The sequence below is a fragment of the Rhizobium sp. ERR 942 genome (assembly GCF_007828395.1).
Taxonomy (GTDB): Bacteria; Pseudomonadota; Alphaproteobacteria; order Rhizobiales; family Rhizobiaceae; genus Rhizobium; species Rhizobium dioscoreae.
Genome location: NZ_VIUA01000004.1, coordinates 482,560 through 501,491, shown reverse-complemented (window position 1 = coordinate 501,491; position 18,932 = coordinate 482,560). Strand labels below are relative to the sequence as shown.

Below are 18,932 nucleotides of genomic sequence, written 5' to 3'. Positions count from 1 at the left end.
CTTTCAGTGGCGCAGGCCGGCTTGTTTCATCAGCGGCAGGACATCGCTGCCGAAGAATTCGAGATCGTCGCGGAAATCGAAGAAGCTGAGCTGCAGGCCGTCGATCCCGGCCGCCCTCAGCTTGACGAACTGGTCGACCACCTGCTCCGGCGAGCCGATGACACGGATGTTACCGCCGATGAAGCGATAGGGATCCTGTGCGTCGCGACCCTTCCAGGCATGGGCGTCGGAATCCAGCGACTGGAAGCCCTTACGGGAACGCTGGTCGGCATGGGCGACGATCCGGTCGGCGAGTTCCCATGCCTCCTTCTCGGTCGGACGGCAAATGACCATCGGATTGAGCAGGGTGCGCACGCTGCGTCCGACATCGGCGGCGGCATCCTTCACCTTCTTGCTATGAGCCGGAAGGGAGGCGAGGGCGCTGTCGATGTCAGCACCGGTCGGGCTGGTGATGAAGACGATATCCGAGTAGCGGCCCGCAAAGGCGATGCCTGCATCGGATCCGGTGGCGTTGACGAGGATCGGTCGGCCGAAATTCGGTTTCGGTGTCACGTAGCCGCCACCGAGCTTCCAGCTGCTTTCGCCTTCGAAGGAGTAATTCTCGTCGTCGCTCCAAAGCCGCTGCACGACCTCGAGAAATTCCGCCGCGAGCTCATAGCGCCTGTCATGCTCGATGCGCTGCCAGCCGAACATTTCGTGCTCGACGGCCCTGTGCCCGGTGACGACGTTGATGCCCCAGCGGCCGCCGGTGATGTGGTCGAGCGTGGCGCCGAACTTGGCAAGGTGCAGCGGATGCCATGGACCATAGAGAACATGCATTGTCGAGATGAGCATGATCTTCTTGGTGAGGCCCGCGAGCGCTGCGGTCGAAACGAAGCTGTCGAGTGCGTGACCGTCGAAGACGCCGCCATAGCCACCCTTGGGAAGCCATTGCGACAGGGCGAACACCAGATCGAAACCCAGTTCCTCCGCGCGCAGCGTCAGCGCCTTGTTGTAGTCGAAGCGCCAGTCGGTCGAGCGTTCCAGGGTCGACTGCGTCCAGCCGCCGGCCTGGATCGGCAGGAAGAGGCCGAGCAGAACGGGTTGTTTCAGTGCCTGTGACAGCGGGCTATCTGGAAAATCGGTAGGTGCTGCGAATTTCGGCAGGCCCACGATGGAACCGGGACGGTGCTGGATCGACATGGCGTTTCCTTGCTTTCGATGCTTCAGGCGGTTGCGATGTAGGCATGGGCAAGGCTGCCGGCGATACCTTCGCCGCCGAGCGTATGGTCGGCGATACGCTTGTTGTAGATGGTCAGTTCCGGCTGGCTGACGATGTCGAGGGCCGGCAGATCCTCGACGAGGATCTTCTGAATCTCGCGCCATTGCTCGACCCGCTTCTGGGGATCGACCTCGATGGCGGCGGCCTCAAGAAGGGCGTCGACCTTGGGGTTGCTGTAAGCCGAGCCATTGGAGAAGGGCACGCCCGGCTTGAAGTTCTTGCTCCAGTAAAGCCGCTGCACGCCGACCGTGGGGTCGAAGAGATTGCTCATTCCCTCATAGGCGAAATCGAAATCGCGATCGGTGTAGATGCGCTTGGTGTAGGTCGCGAAATCCTGGCTGCGCACCGTCACCTCGACGCCGACCTTCGCGAGTGCCTGGCGGATATATTCCGAGCCACGGCTGTAGGGTTCGCCGCTCGGCACATAGTCAAGATTGAGGCGCAGGCGCACACCGTCCGAACCGCGCGGATGGCCGGCCTCGTCGAGCAGCTTCTCCGCCGCGGCAAGGTCGATCGGATAGGTCTTGAGATCGGCGACAAACCATTTCGCCAGATTGGGATTGATCGGGCCGGGGATCGGTTCGCCATAGCCGTAGTTGATGGTGTTGCGGATCACCTTTCGGTCGATGACATGCGCGAAGGCCCGCCGGACGCGGATATCCTTGAAAACCGGCCTTTCCAGATTGAATTCGATACGACTGACGCCGTTGGAATATTGATAACCCCTTGTTTCGAAGGCGAGGCTCGCCACGTCCTTGAGGCGATCGAGATCGCTCAAGGGGACGGGCGTCGATGGCGCGAGATCGATCTCGCCGGTCTCAATCGCGATCGAGCGTGCGGCGGCGTCGGGAATGAAGCGGACAATCAGCTGGTCGAGATAGGGACGAGGCTGGTCCCAGTAGTCGGAATTGCGCTCGTAGACGATATGGCTGCCGCGCACCCACTCCTTGAACTTGAAGGGGCCCGTGCCGACTGGCGCCAGATTGACGGGATTTTCGGCGGCCTTCGTGCCTTCATAGAGATGGCGGGGAACGATTGGCGATTCCGACGCGGCGAGCGCGGTAATCAGATAGGGAGCCGGTTTGGACAGGACCAGGATCGCGGTCAAGGGATCGGGTGTTTCGATCTCGACGAGGTTCAGAAAGGTATTGCGTCCGCGCGGGTGGACATCCTTGAGCGTCCTGATCGAGAAGACGACGTCATCGGCGGTAAAAGGCTTGCCGTCGTGCCATTTGACTCCATCGCGCAGCTTGAAGGTGTAGCGTAGCCCATCATCGCTGATGGACCATTGCTTGGCCAGCAGCGGCTGTGGGTTAAGATCGAAATCATAGGTCAGCAGCCCCTCTGTTACCTTCGGGGAGACATAAACCGAGTTGAAGGCCGTATGGGCGATCGTCGTCAGGACCGGCGGCTCGGCCGAAAGCAGAAGCGTCGCGGTGCCGCCACGTGACGGAGCCGCATGGACGGCTGTTCCCGTTACGGCGATCGCACCGAGCGCTGCCGACGAGAGCAGGAAACTCCGGCGTGTAATCGTGGAAAGTCTGGTCATCTGAAGTTGCCTCACCCGTCTAAACTCGTGTTGCCGTGTCTGAACTGCCGTTGGTTTTATGTTCTCGAAGGGAGCCGTTCTCGTAGGTTGCTTTATTGCCTCGTGCTCACTTCTTGGGAAAATTGATGCGTAAATTTTATCTTTCTGCAAACATTTTCTAATTTACCTCATTGATCTAACAAATTTCGGAAATATCTACCAATAACGATTTGACAAAACCTACAGATTTAGTCAACTACTATTGCGATGCAGCGCTCGGAATTTCGGTGGCGCTGCCGAGGAGTTTCGATGTCGGCTTACATGCGGATAGGAAGAACGCTACGTCGGACGGCCACGCAGGCGGTGCCGACGATAGTTGGCATCGTCATCCTGAATTTCTTCCTGCTTAAGCTGGCGCCCGGCGATGCGGCCGATGTCATGGCGGCCGAAGCCGGATCGGCAACGGTCGAGACGATGGCGGCGCTGCGTGAGCGCTTCGGCCTGGACAATCCGATCCTCGTGCAGCTCGCGAACTATTTGAACAATCTCGCGCATTTCAGTCTCGGCTTCTCGCCGCGCTACGGCATGCCTGTCGCCGATCTGATCGGCCAGCGATTGCCTGGTACCCTGACGCTGATGGTGGCCGCGCTCGCCGCCGCGATCGCGATCGGTCTGATCCTCGGATCGCTGATGGCAACGTTTGCCGGGCGGCTGCCGGATCGGTTGATCTCGATCATCTCCCTCCTCTTCTATTCGATTCCGGGTTTCTGGATCGGGCTGATGCTGATCCTGCTGTTTTCCGTCAAGCTCGGATGGCTGCCGAGCGGCGGCGACAGCACCATCGGTTCACGGCTCACCGGCCTGCCGGCGCTGCTTGACCGGGCGCGCTACATGGTGCTGCCGGCCATATCGCTCGCCCTCTTCTACCTGGCGATCTATGCACGGTTGACACGCGCCGCCATGCTGGAGGTCAAGTCACAGGATTTCGTTCGCACCGCGCGGGCGAAGGGCGTCTCGCCCTTCATGTTGACAACCCGACACGTGCTGCGCAACGCGCTGATCCCGATCACGACCATGGCCGGGATGCATTTCGGCGGCATGCTCGGCGGCGCCGTCGTCGTCGAGACGGTCTACAGCTGGCCCGGCCTTGGACGGTTGGCTTTCGAGGCCGTCATGGCTCGCGACTTCAGCGTTCTGCTTGGCATCCTTTTGCTCTCGTCACTTCTCGTCATCATCGCCAACGCTGCCGTGGATCTTCTACAAGCCTGGCTCGACCCGCGGATCGGAGCAAGCCGATGAAAGCGCAGGAACTCAAGATCTATGCGGACACGGCGCGTGATTTCAGTGCCGAGGAGCCCGAAACAGCGGCAAAGGCCGCGCCCGTTCCCGAACGCCGTTGGACCCACATCCATGCGCCCGATGCCCGCACGACGGCTGTTTCGGCCCCGCGCTGGCAAGGGCGTCGGCGTGAGCTCAGGATCTTTCTTTCCAACCCCAACGCGCTCTTCGGCATCGCTGTCCTGGCGGCAATCGTGTTTGCGGCCCTGCTTGCGCCGATCCTCTATCCTGGTGATCCCCTGGAGATGGTGGCGCGACCCTTCCTTTGGCCGGGCCAAAATCCGGTCTATCCGTTGGGAACGGATTCCATGGGGCGTGACGTGCTGGCGGGCATTCTTCATGGTGCCCAGATTTCGCTGACCGTGGGCATCGCCGCGACCCTGCTCGGCCTGGGCGCCGGCGTGACGATCGGCGCGCTTGCCGGCTACTTCGGTGGCGTCGTCGATGACCTCCTCGTCAAGCTCATCGAGATTTTCCAGACCATGCCGAGTTTCGTCCTGCTTGTCGTGCTGGTTGCTATCGCACAGCCGACCACGACGACGGTGACGATCGCGATCGCGCTCGTCAGCTGGCCGACGGTCGCGCGCCTGACGCGCGCCGAGTTTCGCGGCATAAAGGAGAAAGACTATGTTCTCGCCGCCCGCAGCCTCGGCTTCGGTCATGCCCGCATCATTTTTCGAGAAATCCTTCCGAATGCCTTGCCGCCGCTGATCGTCACATCATCCGTGATGGTGGCGAGCGCGATCCTGATGGAATCGGCGCTTTCCTTCATGGGGCTTGGCGATCCCAATCGTGTCTCCTGGGGATCGATGATCGGCGCGGGGCGCGATGTCATCCGCACGGCCTGGTATCTCACCGCCTTGCCGGGCCTTGCCATTGTCTTCACGGTTCTATCGCTCAATCTCATTGGCGATGGCCTGAACGATGCCCTTAATCCGCGTTTTTCGGAGGAGCGTCGATGACGGAACTTCTCGACGTTCGCGATTTCTCTGTGGGTTTCGGTAGCGCTCAGCCCGTCAAGGGCGTCAGTTTCACCGTGGCGGCCGGCGAGATGCTGGCTGTTGTCGGCGAGTCGGGCTCGGGCAAGTCGCTGACCGCGCTCGGCCTCATGGGTCTCCTGCCCCGGCACGCCAAGACGGCGGGCGAAATCCTGTTCAACGGCCGCGATCTCCTGAATTTGCGCGAACGGGAGATGCGGGGCATTCGCGGGCACGACATCGCCATGATCTTCCAGGAGCCGATGACGTCGCTCAATCCCGTGCTGACGATCGGCGCCCAAATCGTCGAAGTCCTGCGCATCCATGAAAAACTGAGTGGCAGGCAGGCGCGCCAGCGCGCGATCGACCTGCTGGATCTCGTGAGCATTCCAGAGGCGGCAAAACGTATCGACGACTATCCGCACCAGCTTTCGGGCGGCATGCGTCAACGCGTCATGATCGCCATCGCGGTCGCCTGCAGTCCCCGGCTCCTGATCGCCGACGAGGCGACCACGGCGCTCGACGTCACGATCCAGGCACAGGTGCTGCAACTGCTCGATCGCCTGCGCGGTCAGCTCAACATGGCGGTCATCCTCATCACGCACGACCTCGGCATCGTCGCGCAATGGGCCGACCGCGTCGTCGTGATGTATGCGGGGCGAAAGATCGAGCAGGGCCTGCCCGGTGCCTTGTTCGAGACGCCGTATCATCCCTATACGCAGGGGCTGCTCGCGGCTTCGCCGCGATTGAAGGCCGACTATCATTATCGCGATGGGCCATTGACGGAAATTCGCGGCTCGATCGTTTCGGCGACCGGCGAACAGGGCTGTTCCTTCCGACCGCGCTGTCCGGTGGCGCGAGCGGCCTGCGGGCAGTCCGTGCCGGCGCTCGTCGAGGTGTCGGCCAGCCGCGAGGTGGCCTGCCCCCATGTTCCAGTCCATACGGAGAAAGCCCATGTCGCTTCTGTCGGTCGATAGGCTTTCCACGCATTATCCGGCCGGGGCCGGAACGGTGCGGGCCGTGGATGACGTATCGCTCGAGATCCTTGCGGGCGAGACCGTGGCGCTGGTCGGCGAATCCGGCTGCGGCAAGTCGACGCTCGGCAAATCCCTGATGCGCCTCGTCGATCCAACATCCGGGCGTATCGCCTTCAAGGGGCGCGATGTCGCCGCGATGTCGGGCAAGGAGTTGCGGTCGATCCGCCGGCATATCCAGATGATCTTTCAGGACCCGTTCGCCTCGCTTAATCCGCGCCAGACGATCCGCTCGATCCTGACGGCGCCGCTCGCCGTCCATGGCATCGGTGATCGCAGGGGCCGGGACGCCATCGCCGCCGCGATGGTCGCCCATGTCGGCCTGCCGGCGGATTCGCTCGACCGCTATCCGCATGAGTTTTCCGGCGGCCAACGCCAGCGCATCGGTATTGCCCGCGCGCTGATCCTGCAGCCGGAGCTCGTCATCTGCGATGAGCCCGTTTCCGCGCTCGATCTGTCGATCCAGGCGCAGATCCTCAATCTTCTCGTCGAGATGAAGACGGAGCTTTCGCTTTCCTACCTCTTCATCTCCCATGACCTGTCGGTCGTGCGCTATTTCGCCGATCGCGTGCTGGTCATGTATCTCGGCCGCATCGTCGAAAGCGCACCGACGGCAAGGCTCTGGAGCGATGCCAAGCATCCCTACACGCGCGCGCTGCTTACCGCCGTGCCTGATCCGTCGCGGCGCAAGCAGGCCGCCCCGATCACAGGCGATCTGCCGAGCCCGCACAACCCGCCATCCGGCTGTCGCTTTCATACGCGCTGCCCGCTCGCAACAGACATCTGCCGGAGCGACGATCCGGTCTATCGGCAAATCGGCAGTGGCCACATGGTCGCCTGCCATCACGCACAATGAAATGGAGAAATGACATGGTCGACTATCGCTATCTCGGGCGTAGCGCCCTGAAGGTATCGCCTCTCACCCTTGGGACGATGATGTTCGGAGGGCCGACGCCTGACGACGTCGCCTTCCGCATTATCGACAAGGCCCGTGACCAGGGCATCAATTTCATCGACACCGCCGATGTCTACCATGATGGCAAGTCGGAAGAGGTCGTCGGTCGCGGCATCAAGGCAAATCGTGATCATTGGGTGCTTGCGACGAAGTTCGTCAACTCGCACAAGAAGGGCCCCAATCTCGGCGGTCATTCGCGCAAATGGGTAATCGAGACGGTCGAAAATTCGCTGCGCCGTCTCAATACCGACTATATCGACATCCTTTATTTCCATCGCGCTGTCTTCGACGCGCCGTTGGAGGAGCCGGTGCGCGCGATCGCCGATCTCATCCGCGCGGGCAAGCTGCGCTACTTCGGCGTCTCGAATTTCCGCGGCTGGCGCATCGCCGAGATCTCGCATCTCGCCGATCAGCTCGGCATCGATCGCCCCGTTGCAAGCCAGCCGCTCTACAACATCGTCAACCGCACCGCCGAAGCCGAGCAGCTGCCGGCTGCCTATCATTACGGTCTAGGCGTCGTTTCCTACTCGCCGCTGGCGCGTGGCGTGCTGACGGGCAAGTATGAGCCGGGCAAGGAGCCCGCTGCTGATACCCGCGCCGGCCGCGGCGACAAGCGCATTCTTGAGACCGAATGGCGTCCGGAATCGATCGCCATTGCCAAGGAAATCGCCGCTCACGCCGCCGCCAAGAAGGTCACGCCGACTGAATTCGCGATCGCCTGGGTACTGAACAACAAGTTGATCACCTCGGCGATCACCGGTCCACGCACGCAAGAGCATTGGGATAGCTACATCCGTGCTCTCGACGTCAAGCTGACCGCCGAGGACGAAGCTCTGGTCGACCGTCTGGTCACGACGGGCCATCCATCGACCCCGGGGTTCAACGATCCGAGCCACCCGGTCGAGGGTCGCGTTCCCGCCAGCGCCGCCCGCGACAATGAAAACGTCGTGCCGCTTGCTCGCGCCGTCGCCTGATTGCCAAGCCTAGAGCCCCGCTTGAGCGGGGCCGTTCCCTTCCGGCGCAAAGAGCCTCTTCATGCCCATGACAGTTTCATCAACCGCGCCCTCCGTACCCGTTGAGACCAATCGCACGACGTTGCTTGCAAGAATACCCGATCTTGCCGCGGAGATCGCAAAAGGCGCTGCGCGTCGAGACCTCGAACGCGAGCTGCCCCATGAGGCTTTCAAGCTGTTCAAGGAGGCCGGCCTTGGCGCGTTGCGTATACCGACGGCGCTTGGCGGGCCGGGCGGATCGGTGCTCGATTATATCGAGATGGTGATGACGCTCGCCGCGGCCGATTCCAATGTTGCCCACGCGCTCCGCAGTCATTTCAACTTCACGGAAGCGCTGCTGCTCAATCCGCACAGTTCGGTCGATCGCACGCAGCTTGCCCGCGTCCTTAGCGGTAAGCTCTTCGGCGGCGCTCATACGGAGCAGGGGACGAAGCGTCCTGGTGATGTCACAACGCGGCTGACGAAATCCGGCGAGAGCTATAGGCTCAACGGGCGCAAATGGTATGCGACCGGCACGGCATTCGCCGATTTCGCCTCCTTCAGTGCCAAGGATGATGACGACCAGCTCGTCAGCGTGCTTTTACCCATCGACCGTAAGGGGATCAGCATCCTCGACGATTGGGACGGCATGGGTCAGCGTCTGACGGCAAGCGGTGGCGTCCTGCTCGATGACGTGGAAGTGCTGCCGCACGAGATTTCGAGGCGCGGGCTGAGCACGCTGGTCGGCAGGCACACCTCGACCCTACGTCAGCTGCATCTTGCCGCCTCGATGGCGGGCGCGGTCCGCGGCGCGCTGACAGAAGGCACGGATTACGTGCGCAGGCAGGCGCGTTCGGCAGCCCACAGCGCCGCCGAGACGGCCAATGCCGATCCTTTCGTCCAGAAGATATTAGGCGAGATCGCAGCAAACTCCTTTGCCGTCGATACGCTGATCCGCGAGAGCGCTCGCGCGCTCGATCGGACGGCCGCGACCTTCGCAGGGGATGATCCGCGGATCTTGGAGACGGCTTTGGTCGAAAGCGCGCTGACGACGGCGCGCACCCAGATCGTCGCATCGCAGCTCGCGCTTACCGCCGCGACCAACGTCTTCGAGCTCGGCGGCGGGTCGGCGACGTCGCGCCATTTCAATCTCGATCGCCATTGGCGCAACATTCGCACGGTGCTGAACCATAACCCTTTGCTGCACAAGGCGCGGGTGGTTGGCGATTACTACATCAACGGCACCACGACCCATCTGGAAGAAGGCAAGGTCTTCTGAGCCATGTACATCGACCCGCATTCCCACCAATCCGTCGTCATTATCGGTGGCGGCTTTGCCGGTGCGCTGACCGCGATAAAGCTGCTCGACAAGACGGAGGTACCGCTTTCGATCACGATATTGGAGCCCCGCGAGGAGCTTGGGCGTGGGGTCGCCTATAGCACGACCGAGGCCGTGCATCTCGTCAATGGCCCCGCTGGTACCTTTTCCCTTCATCCGGAAGAGCCCGACCATCTCACTCATTGGCTGGCGGAGAACGCGTTACGTTACGGCTGGACACCGCCCGCCGATATCGCAGGCAGTTTTCCGCCGCGCCACCTTTATGGAACCTATGTCCGCGATGAGCTGCGCCGGGCGATATCGACAGCACGCTCCGGATCGACATTCCGGCATGTCAGGGCCATCGCGAGCCGTCTCGTTTCCGCTCCACACAGGGTGGAGATCACGACAAGTGAAGGCGAGACTATCGAAGCGGACGAGGTGATTCTGGCCCTCGGCGTCTTCCAGCCCGATCTTGCGCGACAGGAAGCCGCCGTCGCCCGTCATCCAGGTTTTGCGGCATCTCCGTGGGATGCCGCAGCTCTCGATCGCTTGGTGGAAGCAGACGAAATACTGCTCATCGGCTCGAGCCTGTCGATGGTCGATGCGGTCGCAAGCATGGAAGCGCGAGGCTTCCAGGGCCGCTATCAGGTCATATCCAGGCGTGGTCAATTCATAGAGGATCGGCGCAATGTCGCGCTGGAGCGTGATTTCCTCGCAGAGAGACCTCTACCGACCACAGCGCGGTCCTTGCTCTCGATCGTCAAGGCCGAACGTCGCGCACTGGCGGCCGAGGCCAAGGATTGGCAGGCGCTGCCGCTCGCCATCCGGCCCTACATTTTGCCTTTGTGGCAAAAGGCTGACGATGTCGAGAGAGCGCGGTTCGCACGTCATCTGCGGGCATTCTGGGATGTTACGGCGCATCGCGCCGCGCCTGACAGCTATCGCGCCGTCTCCAAGGCGATTGCCGATGGCAGGCTCCGGCACGGGACCGCGCGATTGCTTTCCATGAAGCCCGCTGGCCGCTTGATCACGGCGACGTTGAAGACGCGTTCGGGTACCGAGTCCCATTCTTTCGGCGGCGTCATCGATTGCCGTGGCCATCAGTTGCACGACTGGCGACGCATTTCCGATCCCTTCGTCAGGAGCCTCATCGAAAGCGGAGAGGTTCGCCCGCACAGCACCGGTTTCGGCATCGATGCCACGGAGCAAGGGGATGTCATTTCGGAAGAGGGGCGTGTTCACCGCAACATCAGCGCCATCGGCCATCCGCTGCGCGGCGTTGCCTGGGAGTCTAGCTCGATCTCGGAGCAACGAGCGCAGGCGATTGCGCTGGCCGATCGTATTCTCGCCAAACTGACGCCGCTCGCCCGTGCCGCCTCGTAATCCGACATAAAGGAAGGGGGCGCCGCATCGCCCCCGCAAGCAGAACGGGCTGCTTTTAGTGTCAGCCTTCGCCCTCCTTGATATAGACATCGGCGAAATTCGATTGCACGCCTTCCGCGCCGATCGTGTGGTTTTTGACGCGCTTATTGAAGACCGTGACGTTTTCGAGCGAGATCAGATTGATGACGGGCAGCTCATCGGCGATGATCTTCTGGAAGTCGTTGAATTCCTGCTTGCGCTTTGCCTCGTCGACTTCGATCGAAGCTGTCTCGAGCAACCTGTCGACCTCCGGATTTTGATAGTGGCTGGCGTTGGAGAAAGGCAATCCGAGCTTGAAGTTCTTCGACCAGTAGATGCGCTGCACGCCGAGCGTCGGATCGAACTGGTTGCCGAGATATTCCGCCGTGAGGTCGAAGGCGCGCTCGGTATAGACCTTCTGGATATAGGTCGAGAAGTCGTAGGAATCGATCCTCGCGTCGATACCTATGCGAGCGAGGTTCTGCTTCAGATATTCGGCGACGCGTTTGAAGCCTTCATTGTAGGAATTGTGCGTCAGGCGAAGCGCAAACCGAGTGCCGCCGCCGTTTCGCTTATAGCCGGCCTCGTCCAGCAATTGCTCCGCCGCCTTGAGATCGAAGGCATGGGGCTTGATCGCGGCATTGAGATATTGCGGCAGGAAGGTGCTGATAGGCGTTGGCGAGACGTGGCCATAGCCATACCAGACCGTATTGAGGATGACGTTGAGGTCGATGGCATGCGCGATCGCGCGACGCACGCGGACATCCTTCAGGTATTCATTATCGAGGTTGAGGATGAGCTGCGTCTGGTCGCCCTTCGTCTCGTAGCCGCGGGAATCGATGCCGATATTCGGCAGCGCCTTGATGCGCTCGAGATCGGCAAGCGGAATGGGATTGTCGCCACCGAGATCGAACTCTCCGGTCTCGAAGCCCGCCGCGCGGGCGGCGCCATCAGGCACGAAGCGAACCACAACCTGGTCGAGATAGGGTTTGCCGGCATCCCAATAACCGGGATTGCGCTCAAGGATGATATGCGAGCCGCGCACCCACTCCCGGAAAACAAAGGGACCGGTACCGATAGGGGCGCTACCGTTCGGATTGGTCGGAACATCGGCGATCTTGACACCTTCGTAGATGTGTTTCGGCACGATCGGAGATTCGGCCGCGTAGAGCGCTTTCAAAAGGTAAGGCGCTGGCTTGGAGAGACGGAATATCGCCGTCAGGGGGTCTGGCGTGTCGACCGCGATGACGTTGGCGAACGTGCCTCGTCCACGCGGATGAACCTGTTTCAGGAGCTCGATCGAATAGGCGACATCGGCCGAGGTGAATGGCTTGCCGTCGTGCCATTTGACGTTGGGTCTAAGCTTGAACGTATAGGTGAGGCCATCTGAGGCCACCGACCATTCGGTCGCAAGCTGCGGCTTCGCCACGAGACCGAAATCATAGGTAAGCAGCCCCTCGGTGATCTTCGGACTGATCTTCTGCGTGCCGCCAGCGGTATGGGCGAGCGCCAGGATGGTAGGCGGTTCGGGTTCGACGATGAAATTAAGCGTGCCGCCGCGCGGCGGTGTTTCGGCCGCGCGCATCGCGGCGGTTGGCAGAAGGGTTGCTGCGGTCGACAGCAGAAGCAATTGGTTGAAACGGCGGCGGTTGATGGTCATTCGCTTTCCTTGCCGGTTGAACGGATCGGTCCTTCGGTGAACCGCTGGCGGAGATGTCCGCGATCGGCGCATCTTCGGGCGCCGGGCGGGTAAAACGGAAGAATGTTTTTCTGATCGCCCGCGAAAGAAAAGCTTCGCCGGATCGCCTGAAACGGCCCGGTCAAATCTTTTGTCCATTAAAAATATAGACTATTTTGCATTTTTAGTTTTTGCTTCCCCCACGCCGTCTGGGCATGGAAGAAAATATCCATCCGCTCACCGGTAAACGCAAAGCGCGTTCTCGTCTTGAGATGGCCGATTGTGCTGCAATCGGCTAATGAACACGATTGCCGACACTCGGAGAAAGCCCATCCAGCCGACCTTGGCGCGGTTGCCGCCATTGACTTCGTTGCGCGCCTTCGTGGCGACAGCGCGGCACCTGAGTTTCCTTGGCGCCGCCGAGGAATTGCACGTCACCTCGGCGGCCGTCGGCCAACAGATCCGGCTTCTGGAGGACTATCTGGGGCAGTCGCTGTTTCACAGGGTCCGCGGTCAACTCCAGTTGACGGCTGCCGGCATGGCACTTGTACCGGGACTGACAAACGCGTTCGATGTGGTTCTGGCGACGATGACGCAATTCATCGCCAGCGATCACGATCTTCCGATCCGCGTATCGGTCGCGCCGTCCTTTGCCAGTAAATGGCTGATCCCGAGACTGGATGGTCTGAGGCAAGCAGCCCCTGGCCTGGAGATTCTGGTCGATGCCTCGATGCATTTGACCGATTTGAATAAAGGCGACACGGATTGCGCCATCCGCTATGGCAGCGGCGTTTATCCCGGCCTTGTCGTCGATCACCTTTTCTCCGAGGCCGTCGTGCCGATCTGCAGCCCTGAATTCGCCGAGCGGCATTGGCTGTGGAACGGCCCGCGGGCGATCGAAGGGGTGCCTCTCTTGCACGAGGATGGCGCGGAGCATGATCATTCCTGCCCGGATTGGAATGGCTGGCTGCGTGCCGAAGGACTATCCCTGCGTTTGCCACAGGGCGGCTTCCGCCTCAGTCAATCATCTCTCGTCATAGATGCCGCGTTGGCGGGGCAAGGACTTGGTCTTGGGAAAATCCGCCTGGCGGAGGCCGAGCTGAAGGCGGGACGTCTGGTGACGCCCTTCGGCGGTTCGCAAGCCGTGAGCTTTTCCTATTTCTTCGTCACGACGCCGGCCAAGGAGCGCCTGATGCGCGTCGAACTGTTCCGCAACTGGCTGCGGGCAGAGGCCAAGGTCGTGCGGACGATCGGCGACATCCTGTCGCGCGATATATTGCGCGGGCTCGACATTGCCGCCGCCGAATAGCCGGCCGATTATTTCAGTCTGAAGCCGAGGCGGCGAGCCGCCACGCCGAGAAGGTGTCGTCCCTTCAGGGCTTCGACGGATCCGATCCTGTTTTTCACTTGCACCGTCCAATCAATGCGCGGCATGCGCTGTTCGGTCTGAAAGTCCTGCAGGACCGTGTTGTAATGTCGTAGGTCCTCCGACCGCCGGCGGTGATCGTAGCGTTCGCTATGGAGCACGCTCGTTTGCGGTAGCCGCGGCTTGACGGCGGCCCGTATGGCCGGGTCGGGATAGCCGACCGTCAGGCCGAAAACTGGAAAGACACCCTCCGGCAATTCCAGCTCACGCGCCACGGTCTCCGGGTCGTTGCGGATGGCACCGATATAGCAGGTGCCGAGACCCTGCGATTCCAGGGAGACGACGGCATTTTGCGCCGCGAGCGCGGCGTCGATGACACCGAGCAGGAAGCTTTCGACATAGTCGAGGCCATCGGCGGCTGAACCCTGGTCCGCCGCGATGCGGCGTGGCCTCGAAAGATCCGCGAGCCAGATCAGCAAGAGCGGCGCCTGCGTGATCTGCCTCTGTGTTCCGGCAACGGCATTCAGCTTTTCCTTGCGCGTATCGTCCCTGACGGCAATGACGCTCCAGGCCTGCAGGTTGGACGAGCTCGGCGCCGATTGGGCAGCGGCGACCGCGAGGTGGAGAATGTCATCCGGAACCGGCTTTGGCAGATAGTCGCGCATGCTACGGTGGGACAGCAACGTTTCGATCGTCTCATTCCAGTCGGCGCCGATATGATGGCTGTTGCGATAGCGCTCGCCGACGAGAGAGGCGAGCCGATCATCGTCGGGAAGTTTCGCCGTCGTTGCTGATGTCATGCTGTTTCTCCTTTATTCGGCGGCAATGGCATAGGGGTTGGCCGGCCGGGAAAGGCCGAGATGGTCCCGTAGGGTATGCCCCGTATATACTTTCCTGAACAGGCCGCGGCGGCGCAGGATGGGCACCACCTCGTCCACGAAGACCTCCAGGCCATGCGGCAGCACATCGGGCATCAGGTTGAAGCCATCGGCCGCGCCCGCCTTGAACCATTTTTCGATATCATCGGCAATCGCGTCGGGCGTGCCGACAATGGTGCGGTGTCCGGTCCCGCCATTCAAGGCGCGGATGAGGCCGCGTACGGTCAATTTCTCGCGCTGGGCAAGAGCAAGCGTTGCCCGGAAAAAGGTATGCCCGCCGTCAGCCGGCAAGGGAATATCGTCGGGCAGGGGCTCATCGAGTTTCAGCTTGCCTGGATCGACCTGCAGGACGCCGGACAGGCGCGCAAGGCTGTATTCCAGCGGAATGAGGTCCCGCAGCTCCTCTTGCCGTCGCCTGGCCTCCGCCTCCGTGCTGCCGATGATGGTGGCGAGGCCGGCGAGCACCAGCAGGCTGTCGGGCGCGCGGCCATGGCGGGCGGCCCTTGTTCGGAGGTCGCGCGCGTAATCGAGCGACTCCTCCAGGGATTGCGAGGCTGAGAACACCGCTTCAGCGTGCCTCGCTGCCAACCCCCGCCCATCATCCGAGCCGCCGGCCTGCACGATGACGGGATGTCCTTGCGGCGGGCGTGGGACGTTGTGCGGGCCATGAACGGAAAAATGCTTGCCGCGATGTGCGATCGCATGGACCTTGTTGGTATCGACGAACCGGCCGCTTTCGACATCGCCGATGAAGGCATCTTCCTCCCAGCTGTCCCATAGGGCCTTGACGACCGATGCAAATTCCTCGGCGCGCTCATAGCGGCCGTGATGCGCGACCGGCTTTTCCAGGCCGAAATTCCGGCTTTGCGAGAGATCGGCGCTGGTGACGATGTTCCAGCCGACGCGGCCGCCGCTGGCGTGATCGAGGGTCGCGAAGCGGCGAGCGATATTGTAGGGCTCGTTATAGGTGGTCGATGCGGTGGCAATCAGGCCGATATGCTCGGTATGGGCCGCCACCGAGGCCAGCACGATGGTCGGCTCGAGAGACGTCAGCGGGCGGAAATCGACGCGATCGGAAATGGCTGCCTGATCGGCAAGGAAGATCGCGTCGAAGGTACCGCGTTCGGCGATTCGAGCGACATTGATATAGTGATTGATATCGAAGGACGCGCGCGGGTCACTTCCCTGCATACGCCACGCCGCCGGCGAAAATCCTGAGTGCAATATGTTGATGTTGAGATGAAGTTCGCGTTTTCTGCTCACTGGAATATCCCCGGTTCGGGAAACTCGCCGTCGAGGAACCAGGTCCCGACATTGCGGGTCTTGTATTCGGCGGGGTTATGAAGCGTGTGGATGCGCACGTTGCGCCAGAAGCGATCAAAACCGAGTGGCCTGACGGCGGATCGTGCACCCATGACCTCGAAGATCTCGCTCGTCACCTCCAGCGCGACGCGTCCGGCAAGCACATTGGCGGAGGCGACCGCGATCGCCGCTTCACCGCGCTCCTTCGCCGTCAAATCGTGTCCCTTCGCATAAACGGCATCAACCGCCGCCAAAGCCCGGTCGGCAAGCGCCGTTGCCGCCTGTACCTTGATCCACAGCTCGCCATATTGCCTCTTGATCCATGGATCGTCCGAATGGCGCTCGACACCGGAATAGATCCAAGGCCGCGATTTCGTGACGGTATAGTCGCGCGCCGCTGCCAATGCTCCCTGTGCGGAGCCGACAAACACGTTGAGAAGCACGCTCTGCTGCTGCAATGGTGCCAATAGGGCGATCGGATCCTGCGGGCGCTCCGGCAGGATCTCTTCGTCGCTGATCTCGACATCCTTGAAGAGAACACGGCCGCTCCCGGTCTGCCGCTGGCCGATCCCGTCCCAATCGTCCGTGATGGTGATGCCGTTGCGGTCGGCCGGTATATAGGCAAAGCTCCGCTTGTTGGTGTTCTCGTCTTCCCAGGCGACCATCAGATAGTCGGCGACATGCGAACCCGAGGCGAACGGCCTGAAGCCGTTGAGGATGACCTTTTCCCCTTTCTTTCGACCGAACAGACTTTTCGAGAAACTGTTCGTCGTGTTGCCCCAGAACCAGCGACCGGTCGCGGAGCGGCGCAGGATGTCTTGGGATCGCTCATCGCGGAGCGTGGTAACGGCGTTTTGCAGCGGGCTGAAATGATAGCCATAGAGATGACCGAGCGAACCGTCCACCTTGGCGAATTCACGCACGATGCGCATGGCGGTGGAGTAGGGTTCGCCGGCACCGCCGAATTCCTTCGGGATGACCAGATTGACGAGGCCGCTCTCCTTCAGGAGCCTGATCTGCTCGGCGGGCCTGCCGCCAGATTGATCTCTCTCGATGGCATCGAGGGCAAATATATCTCGAAGCTCCACGGCTTTGGCGAGATGGGGATTCGATTGATCCGCCTCGAAAAGGGAGGGTGGAGGATAGGGTGGCTCGAAGCCATCTGGTTTCATGGTCATGACGGCCTCGTTCTAATGTAGGCGCGGAAAGCCGTGCCGTTCGGCAAGCAGCTCGAGGATGCGATTGGTCGAATTGATGAAGCGCGTTCCGTTCCAGTCGCTGGCGTCATCAGGCGGGTTCTCCGCGAGAATGAGAAGCGGCAGCGACTGGTTTTCCTCGCCGGCAACCTCGATCACCTTTTGCCGTGGTCGCGGGAACGCGACCCTTTCGACATCGATCGCCGAAGCAAGATCCGGGAATGAGGCGAGCAGTCCCTCGATCGCGTTGCAATAGGGGCAGACGAAGCTGACGCCTGGATGTTTCGGATCGGCAAAGCCGGGGGAAATGAGGAACAATTTGTCACGAGCCACTTGATCTTCTCCTATTCCGCCGCGACCGCATTGCCTGCGGAAAAACGATTGGCCGGACGCTTGAGCCCGAGATTTTCGCGCAGCGTCGCGCCTTCATAGTCGCTGCGGAACAGGCCGCGGCGGCGCAGTTCCGGCACGACAAGCGTGATGAAATCGGCAAGGCCTCCGGGCATGATGGGCGCCATGATGTTGAAGCCGTCGGCGCCAAAGTTTTCGAAGCGTTCTTCCATGACATCGGCGATCTGTGCGGGCGTCCCAACAACCTGCCAATGGCCGCGTGCGCCCGCAATGCGCAGGTAGAGCTGGCGGATGGTCAGGTTTTCGCGGCGCGCGAGATCGAGCACCAGTTCCTGGCGGCTCTTGCCGGCATTGGTGACAGGCGGCTCGCGGGGCACGGGACCGTCAAGCGGATAGGAACTCAAGTCGACGCCGGTCAATTGCGAGAGGAGATTAAGACCGACTTCCGGTTGGATGAGGTTCTGCAGGGCCTGGAATTTGTCTTCGGCTTCCGCTTCGCTTCGCCCGACGACAGGAAAGATTCCCGGCAGGATCTTCAAGTCGTCGGGCGAACGGCCATATTTGCCGAGCCGGCCCTTGACGTCGGCATAGAAGGCTTTTGCTTCGCCAAGCGTGATCTGCGCGGCGAAGATCGCCTCGGCGGTGCGCGCGGCCAGTTCCTTGCCGGGCTCGGAGGCTCCGGCCTGCACGACAACCGGCCGCCCCTGCGGCGAACGTGGAATGTTCAGCGGCCCGCGCACCTTGAAGTGGCGCCCCTTATGGTCGAGCCTATGCAGTTTGCCGGGATCGAAATACCGGCCGCTCTCACGATCGCGGATGAAGGCATCGTCCTCGAAGCTGTCCCACAGGCCCAGCACGACATCGGCGAATTCTTCCGCTCGGTCGTAGCGGTCGGCATGCAGAACCTGCGCGTCATGGCCGAAGTTGAAGGCGGCGTCCGGATCGGAGGAGGTCACGAGGTTCCAGCCGGCGCGGCCGCCGCTTAGGCGGTCGAGTGAACCGAACTGGCGCGCGAGGTTGAAGGGATCGGAAAAACTTGTTGAGGCGGTTGCGATCAGGCCGATATTGCGGGTGACGCTGGCAAGCGCCGAGAGCAGCGTGATCGGTTCGAACGGATAGATGCCGCTATGCGCCTTCCGGCTTGCCGCATCCAGGTCCCTCAGACGAGCGGCAACACCGTCCGCAAAGAAGATGGTGTCGAACTTGGCGGCTTCGGCGAGCTTGGCGAGCTCGAGATAGTTCTCGAACTCGGTACCCACCGATGCTTCCGGATGCCGCCAGGCGGCGACATGGTGGCCGGTGAAGAGCAGGAAGGCGCCGAGCTTGATCTGATCCTTTCGTCTAGCCATGGAAT

At 61.5% G+C, this 18,932-nt stretch carries 16 protein-coding genes; 8 read left to right on the top strand and 8 right to left on the bottom strand.

Annotated features, from left to right (window positions below; translation table 11 throughout):
- Positions 1-3 precede the first annotated feature (3 nt).
- Positions 4-1,182 (bottom strand): LLM class flavin-dependent oxidoreductase, encoded by a 1,179-nt coding sequence (locus FBZ97_RS19225; protein WP_113353480.1) that lies wholly within the window; start codon positions 1,180-1,182, stop codon positions 4-6.
- Positions 1,183-1,205: 23 nt separating this feature from the next.
- Positions 1,206-2,810 (bottom strand): ABC transporter substrate-binding protein, encoded by a 1,605-nt coding sequence (locus FBZ97_RS19220; RefSeq protein ID WP_145321173.1) that lies wholly within the window; start codon positions 2,808-2,810, stop codon positions 1,206-1,208.
- A gap of 288 nt (positions 2,811-3,098) precedes the next feature.
- On the opposite strand from FBZ97_RS19220, the gene FBZ97_RS19215 reads away from it, so the two are divergent.
- The 7 genes from FBZ97_RS19215 (at position 3,099) to FBZ97_RS19185 (ending at position 10,789) form a co-directional block, all read left to right on the top strand.
- Complete coding sequence (locus tag FBZ97_RS19215; RefSeq protein WP_145321175.1) at positions 3,099-4,088, top strand: ABC transporter permease; 990 nt, start codon at positions 3,099-3,101, stop codon at positions 4,086-4,088.
- Positions 4,085-5,089 carry an ABC transporter permease gene (locus tag FBZ97_RS19210; protein WP_145321177.1) on the top strand — a complete coding sequence of 335 codons (1,005 nt, stop codon included), beginning with the start codon at positions 4,085-4,087 and terminating at the stop codon, positions 5,087-5,089. The genes FBZ97_RS19215 and FBZ97_RS19210 overlap by 4 nt, the downstream gene beginning before the upstream one ends.
- The gene (locus FBZ97_RS19205; RefSeq protein ID WP_145321179.1) at positions 5,086-6,081 is read left to right on the top strand and encodes an ABC transporter ATP-binding protein; all 996 of its coding nucleotides are present in this window, start codon (positions 5,086-5,088) and stop codon (positions 6,079-6,081) included. The genes FBZ97_RS19210 and FBZ97_RS19205 overlap by 4 nt, the downstream gene beginning before the upstream one ends.
- Complete coding sequence (locus FBZ97_RS19200) at positions 6,059-6,994, top strand: oligopeptide/dipeptide ABC transporter ATP-binding protein (RefSeq protein WP_145321181.1); 936 nt, start codon at positions 6,059-6,061, stop codon at positions 6,992-6,994. Before FBZ97_RS19205 ends, FBZ97_RS19200 begins: the two co-directional genes overlap by 23 nt.
- 14 nt (positions 6,995-7,008) lie before the next feature.
- Positions 7,009-8,067, top strand: coding sequence for an aldo/keto reductase (locus FBZ97_RS19195; RefSeq protein WP_145321183.1), 1,059 nt, complete (start codon positions 7,009-7,011; stop codon positions 8,065-8,067).
- A gap of 61 nt (positions 8,068-8,128) precedes the next feature.
- Positions 8,129-9,364, top strand: a complete 1,236-nt coding sequence (locus tag FBZ97_RS19190; RefSeq protein WP_145321185.1) for an acyl-CoA dehydrogenase family protein — start codon at positions 8,129-8,131, stop codon at positions 9,362-9,364.
- A 3-nt stretch (positions 9,365-9,367) separates the two neighbouring features.
- Positions 9,368-10,789, top strand: coding sequence for an FAD/NAD(P)-binding protein (locus FBZ97_RS19185; RefSeq protein ID WP_145321187.1), 1,422 nt, complete (start codon positions 9,368-9,370; stop codon positions 10,787-10,789).
- Positions 10,790-10,850: 61 nt separating this feature from the next.
- On the opposite strand, the gene FBZ97_RS19180 is transcribed toward FBZ97_RS19185, so the two are convergent.
- Positions 10,851-12,467: an ABC transporter substrate-binding protein gene (locus FBZ97_RS19180; RefSeq protein WP_145321189.1), complete on the bottom strand. Its 1,617-nt coding sequence runs from the start codon at positions 12,465-12,467 to the stop codon at positions 10,851-10,853.
- 316 nt (positions 12,468-12,783) lie between these two features.
- Here FBZ97_RS19180 and FBZ97_RS19175 point away from each other — a divergent pair, with 316 nt between their 5' ends.
- Positions 12,784-13,794 carry a LysR substrate-binding domain-containing protein gene (locus tag FBZ97_RS19175; RefSeq protein ID WP_145321191.1) on the top strand — a complete coding sequence of 337 codons (1,011 nt, stop codon included), beginning with the start codon at positions 12,784-12,786 and terminating at the stop codon, positions 13,792-13,794.
- 8 nt (positions 13,795-13,802) lie between these two features.
- Here the strand turns inward: FBZ97_RS19175 and FBZ97_RS19170 are convergent, their stop codons facing one another.
- From FBZ97_RS19170 to FBZ97_RS19150, 5 genes are read right to left on the bottom strand one after another with little or no spacing between them, the layout of a single operon-like run.
- Entirely contained in the window at positions 13,803-14,651 is an 849-nt protein-coding gene (locus FBZ97_RS19170) for an NADPH-dependent oxidoreductase (RefSeq protein ID WP_145321193.1), read from the bottom strand.
- A 12-nt stretch (positions 14,652-14,663) separates the two neighbouring features.
- Positions 14,664-15,992, bottom strand: a complete 1,329-nt coding sequence (locus FBZ97_RS19165; protein ID WP_145321195.1) for an LLM class flavin-dependent oxidoreductase — start codon at positions 15,990-15,992, stop codon at positions 14,664-14,666.
- A complete protein-coding gene (locus FBZ97_RS19160) occupies positions 15,989-17,209 on the bottom strand; it encodes an acyl-CoA dehydrogenase family protein (protein ID WP_113395170.1) in 1,221 nt (406 codons plus the stop codon). The genes FBZ97_RS19165 and FBZ97_RS19160 overlap by 4 nt, the downstream gene beginning before the upstream one ends.
- Before the next feature lie 12 nt (positions 17,210-17,221).
- Positions 17,222-17,560 (bottom strand): DUF3088 domain-containing protein, encoded by a 339-nt coding sequence (locus tag FBZ97_RS19155; RefSeq protein ID WP_113395169.1) that lies wholly within the window; start codon positions 17,558-17,560, stop codon positions 17,222-17,224.
- Between the two features lie 11 nt (positions 17,561-17,571).
- Positions 17,572-18,927 carry an LLM class flavin-dependent oxidoreductase gene (locus FBZ97_RS19150; RefSeq protein WP_145321197.1) on the bottom strand — a complete coding sequence of 452 codons (1,356 nt, stop codon included), beginning with the start codon at positions 18,925-18,927 and terminating at the stop codon, positions 17,572-17,574.
- Between the last annotated feature and the right edge of the window lie 5 nt (positions 18,928-18,932).

Bases quoted from the DNA above. Each gene is read 5' to 3' on its own strand.
- FBZ97_RS19225 (WP_113353480.1), bottom strand. From the start codon at position 1,182: ATGTCGATCCAGCACCGTCCCGGTTCCATCGTGGGCCTGCCGAAATTC.
- FBZ97_RS19195 (WP_145321183.1), top strand. From the start codon at position 7,009: ATGGTCGACTATCGCTATCTCGGGCGTAGCGCCCTGAAGGTATCGCCT.
- FBZ97_RS19175 (WP_145321191.1), top strand. From the start codon at position 12,784: ATGAACACGATTGCCGACACTCGGAGAAAGCCCATCCAGCCGACCTTG.
- FBZ97_RS19220 (WP_145321173.1), bottom strand. From the start codon at position 2,810: ATGACCAGACTTTCCACGATTACACGCCGGAGTTTCCTGCTCTCGTCG.
- FBZ97_RS19200 (WP_145321181.1), top strand. From the start codon at position 6,059: ATGTCGCTTCTGTCGGTCGATAGGCTTTCCACGCATTATCCGGCCGGG.
- FBZ97_RS19170 (WP_145321193.1), bottom strand. From the start codon at position 14,651: ATGACATCAGCAACGACGGCGAAACTTCCCGACGATGATCGGCTCGCC.
- FBZ97_RS19180 (WP_145321189.1), bottom strand. From the start codon at position 12,467: ATGACCATCAACCGCCGCCGTTTCAACCAATTGCTTCTGCTGTCGACC.
- FBZ97_RS19190 (WP_145321185.1), top strand. From the start codon at position 8,129: ATGCCCATGACAGTTTCATCAACCGCGCCCTCCGTACCCGTTGAGACC.
- FBZ97_RS19160 (WP_113395170.1), bottom strand. From the start codon at position 17,209: ATGACCATGAAACCAGATGGCTTCGAGCCACCCTATCCTCCACCCTCC.
- FBZ97_RS19205 (WP_145321179.1), top strand. From the start codon at position 5,086: ATGACGGAACTTCTCGACGTTCGCGATTTCTCTGTGGGTTTCGGTAGC.
- FBZ97_RS19215 (WP_145321175.1), top strand. From the start codon at position 3,099: ATGTCGGCTTACATGCGGATAGGAAGAACGCTACGTCGGACGGCCACG.
- FBZ97_RS19185 (WP_145321187.1), top strand. From the start codon at position 9,368: ATGTACATCGACCCGCATTCCCACCAATCCGTCGTCATTATCGGTGGC.
- FBZ97_RS19210 (WP_145321177.1), top strand. From the start codon at position 4,085: ATGAAAGCGCAGGAACTCAAGATCTATGCGGACACGGCGCGTGATTTC.
- FBZ97_RS19150 (WP_145321197.1), bottom strand. From the start codon at position 18,927: ATGGCTAGACGAAAGGATCAGATCAAGCTCGGCGCCTTCCTGCTCTTC.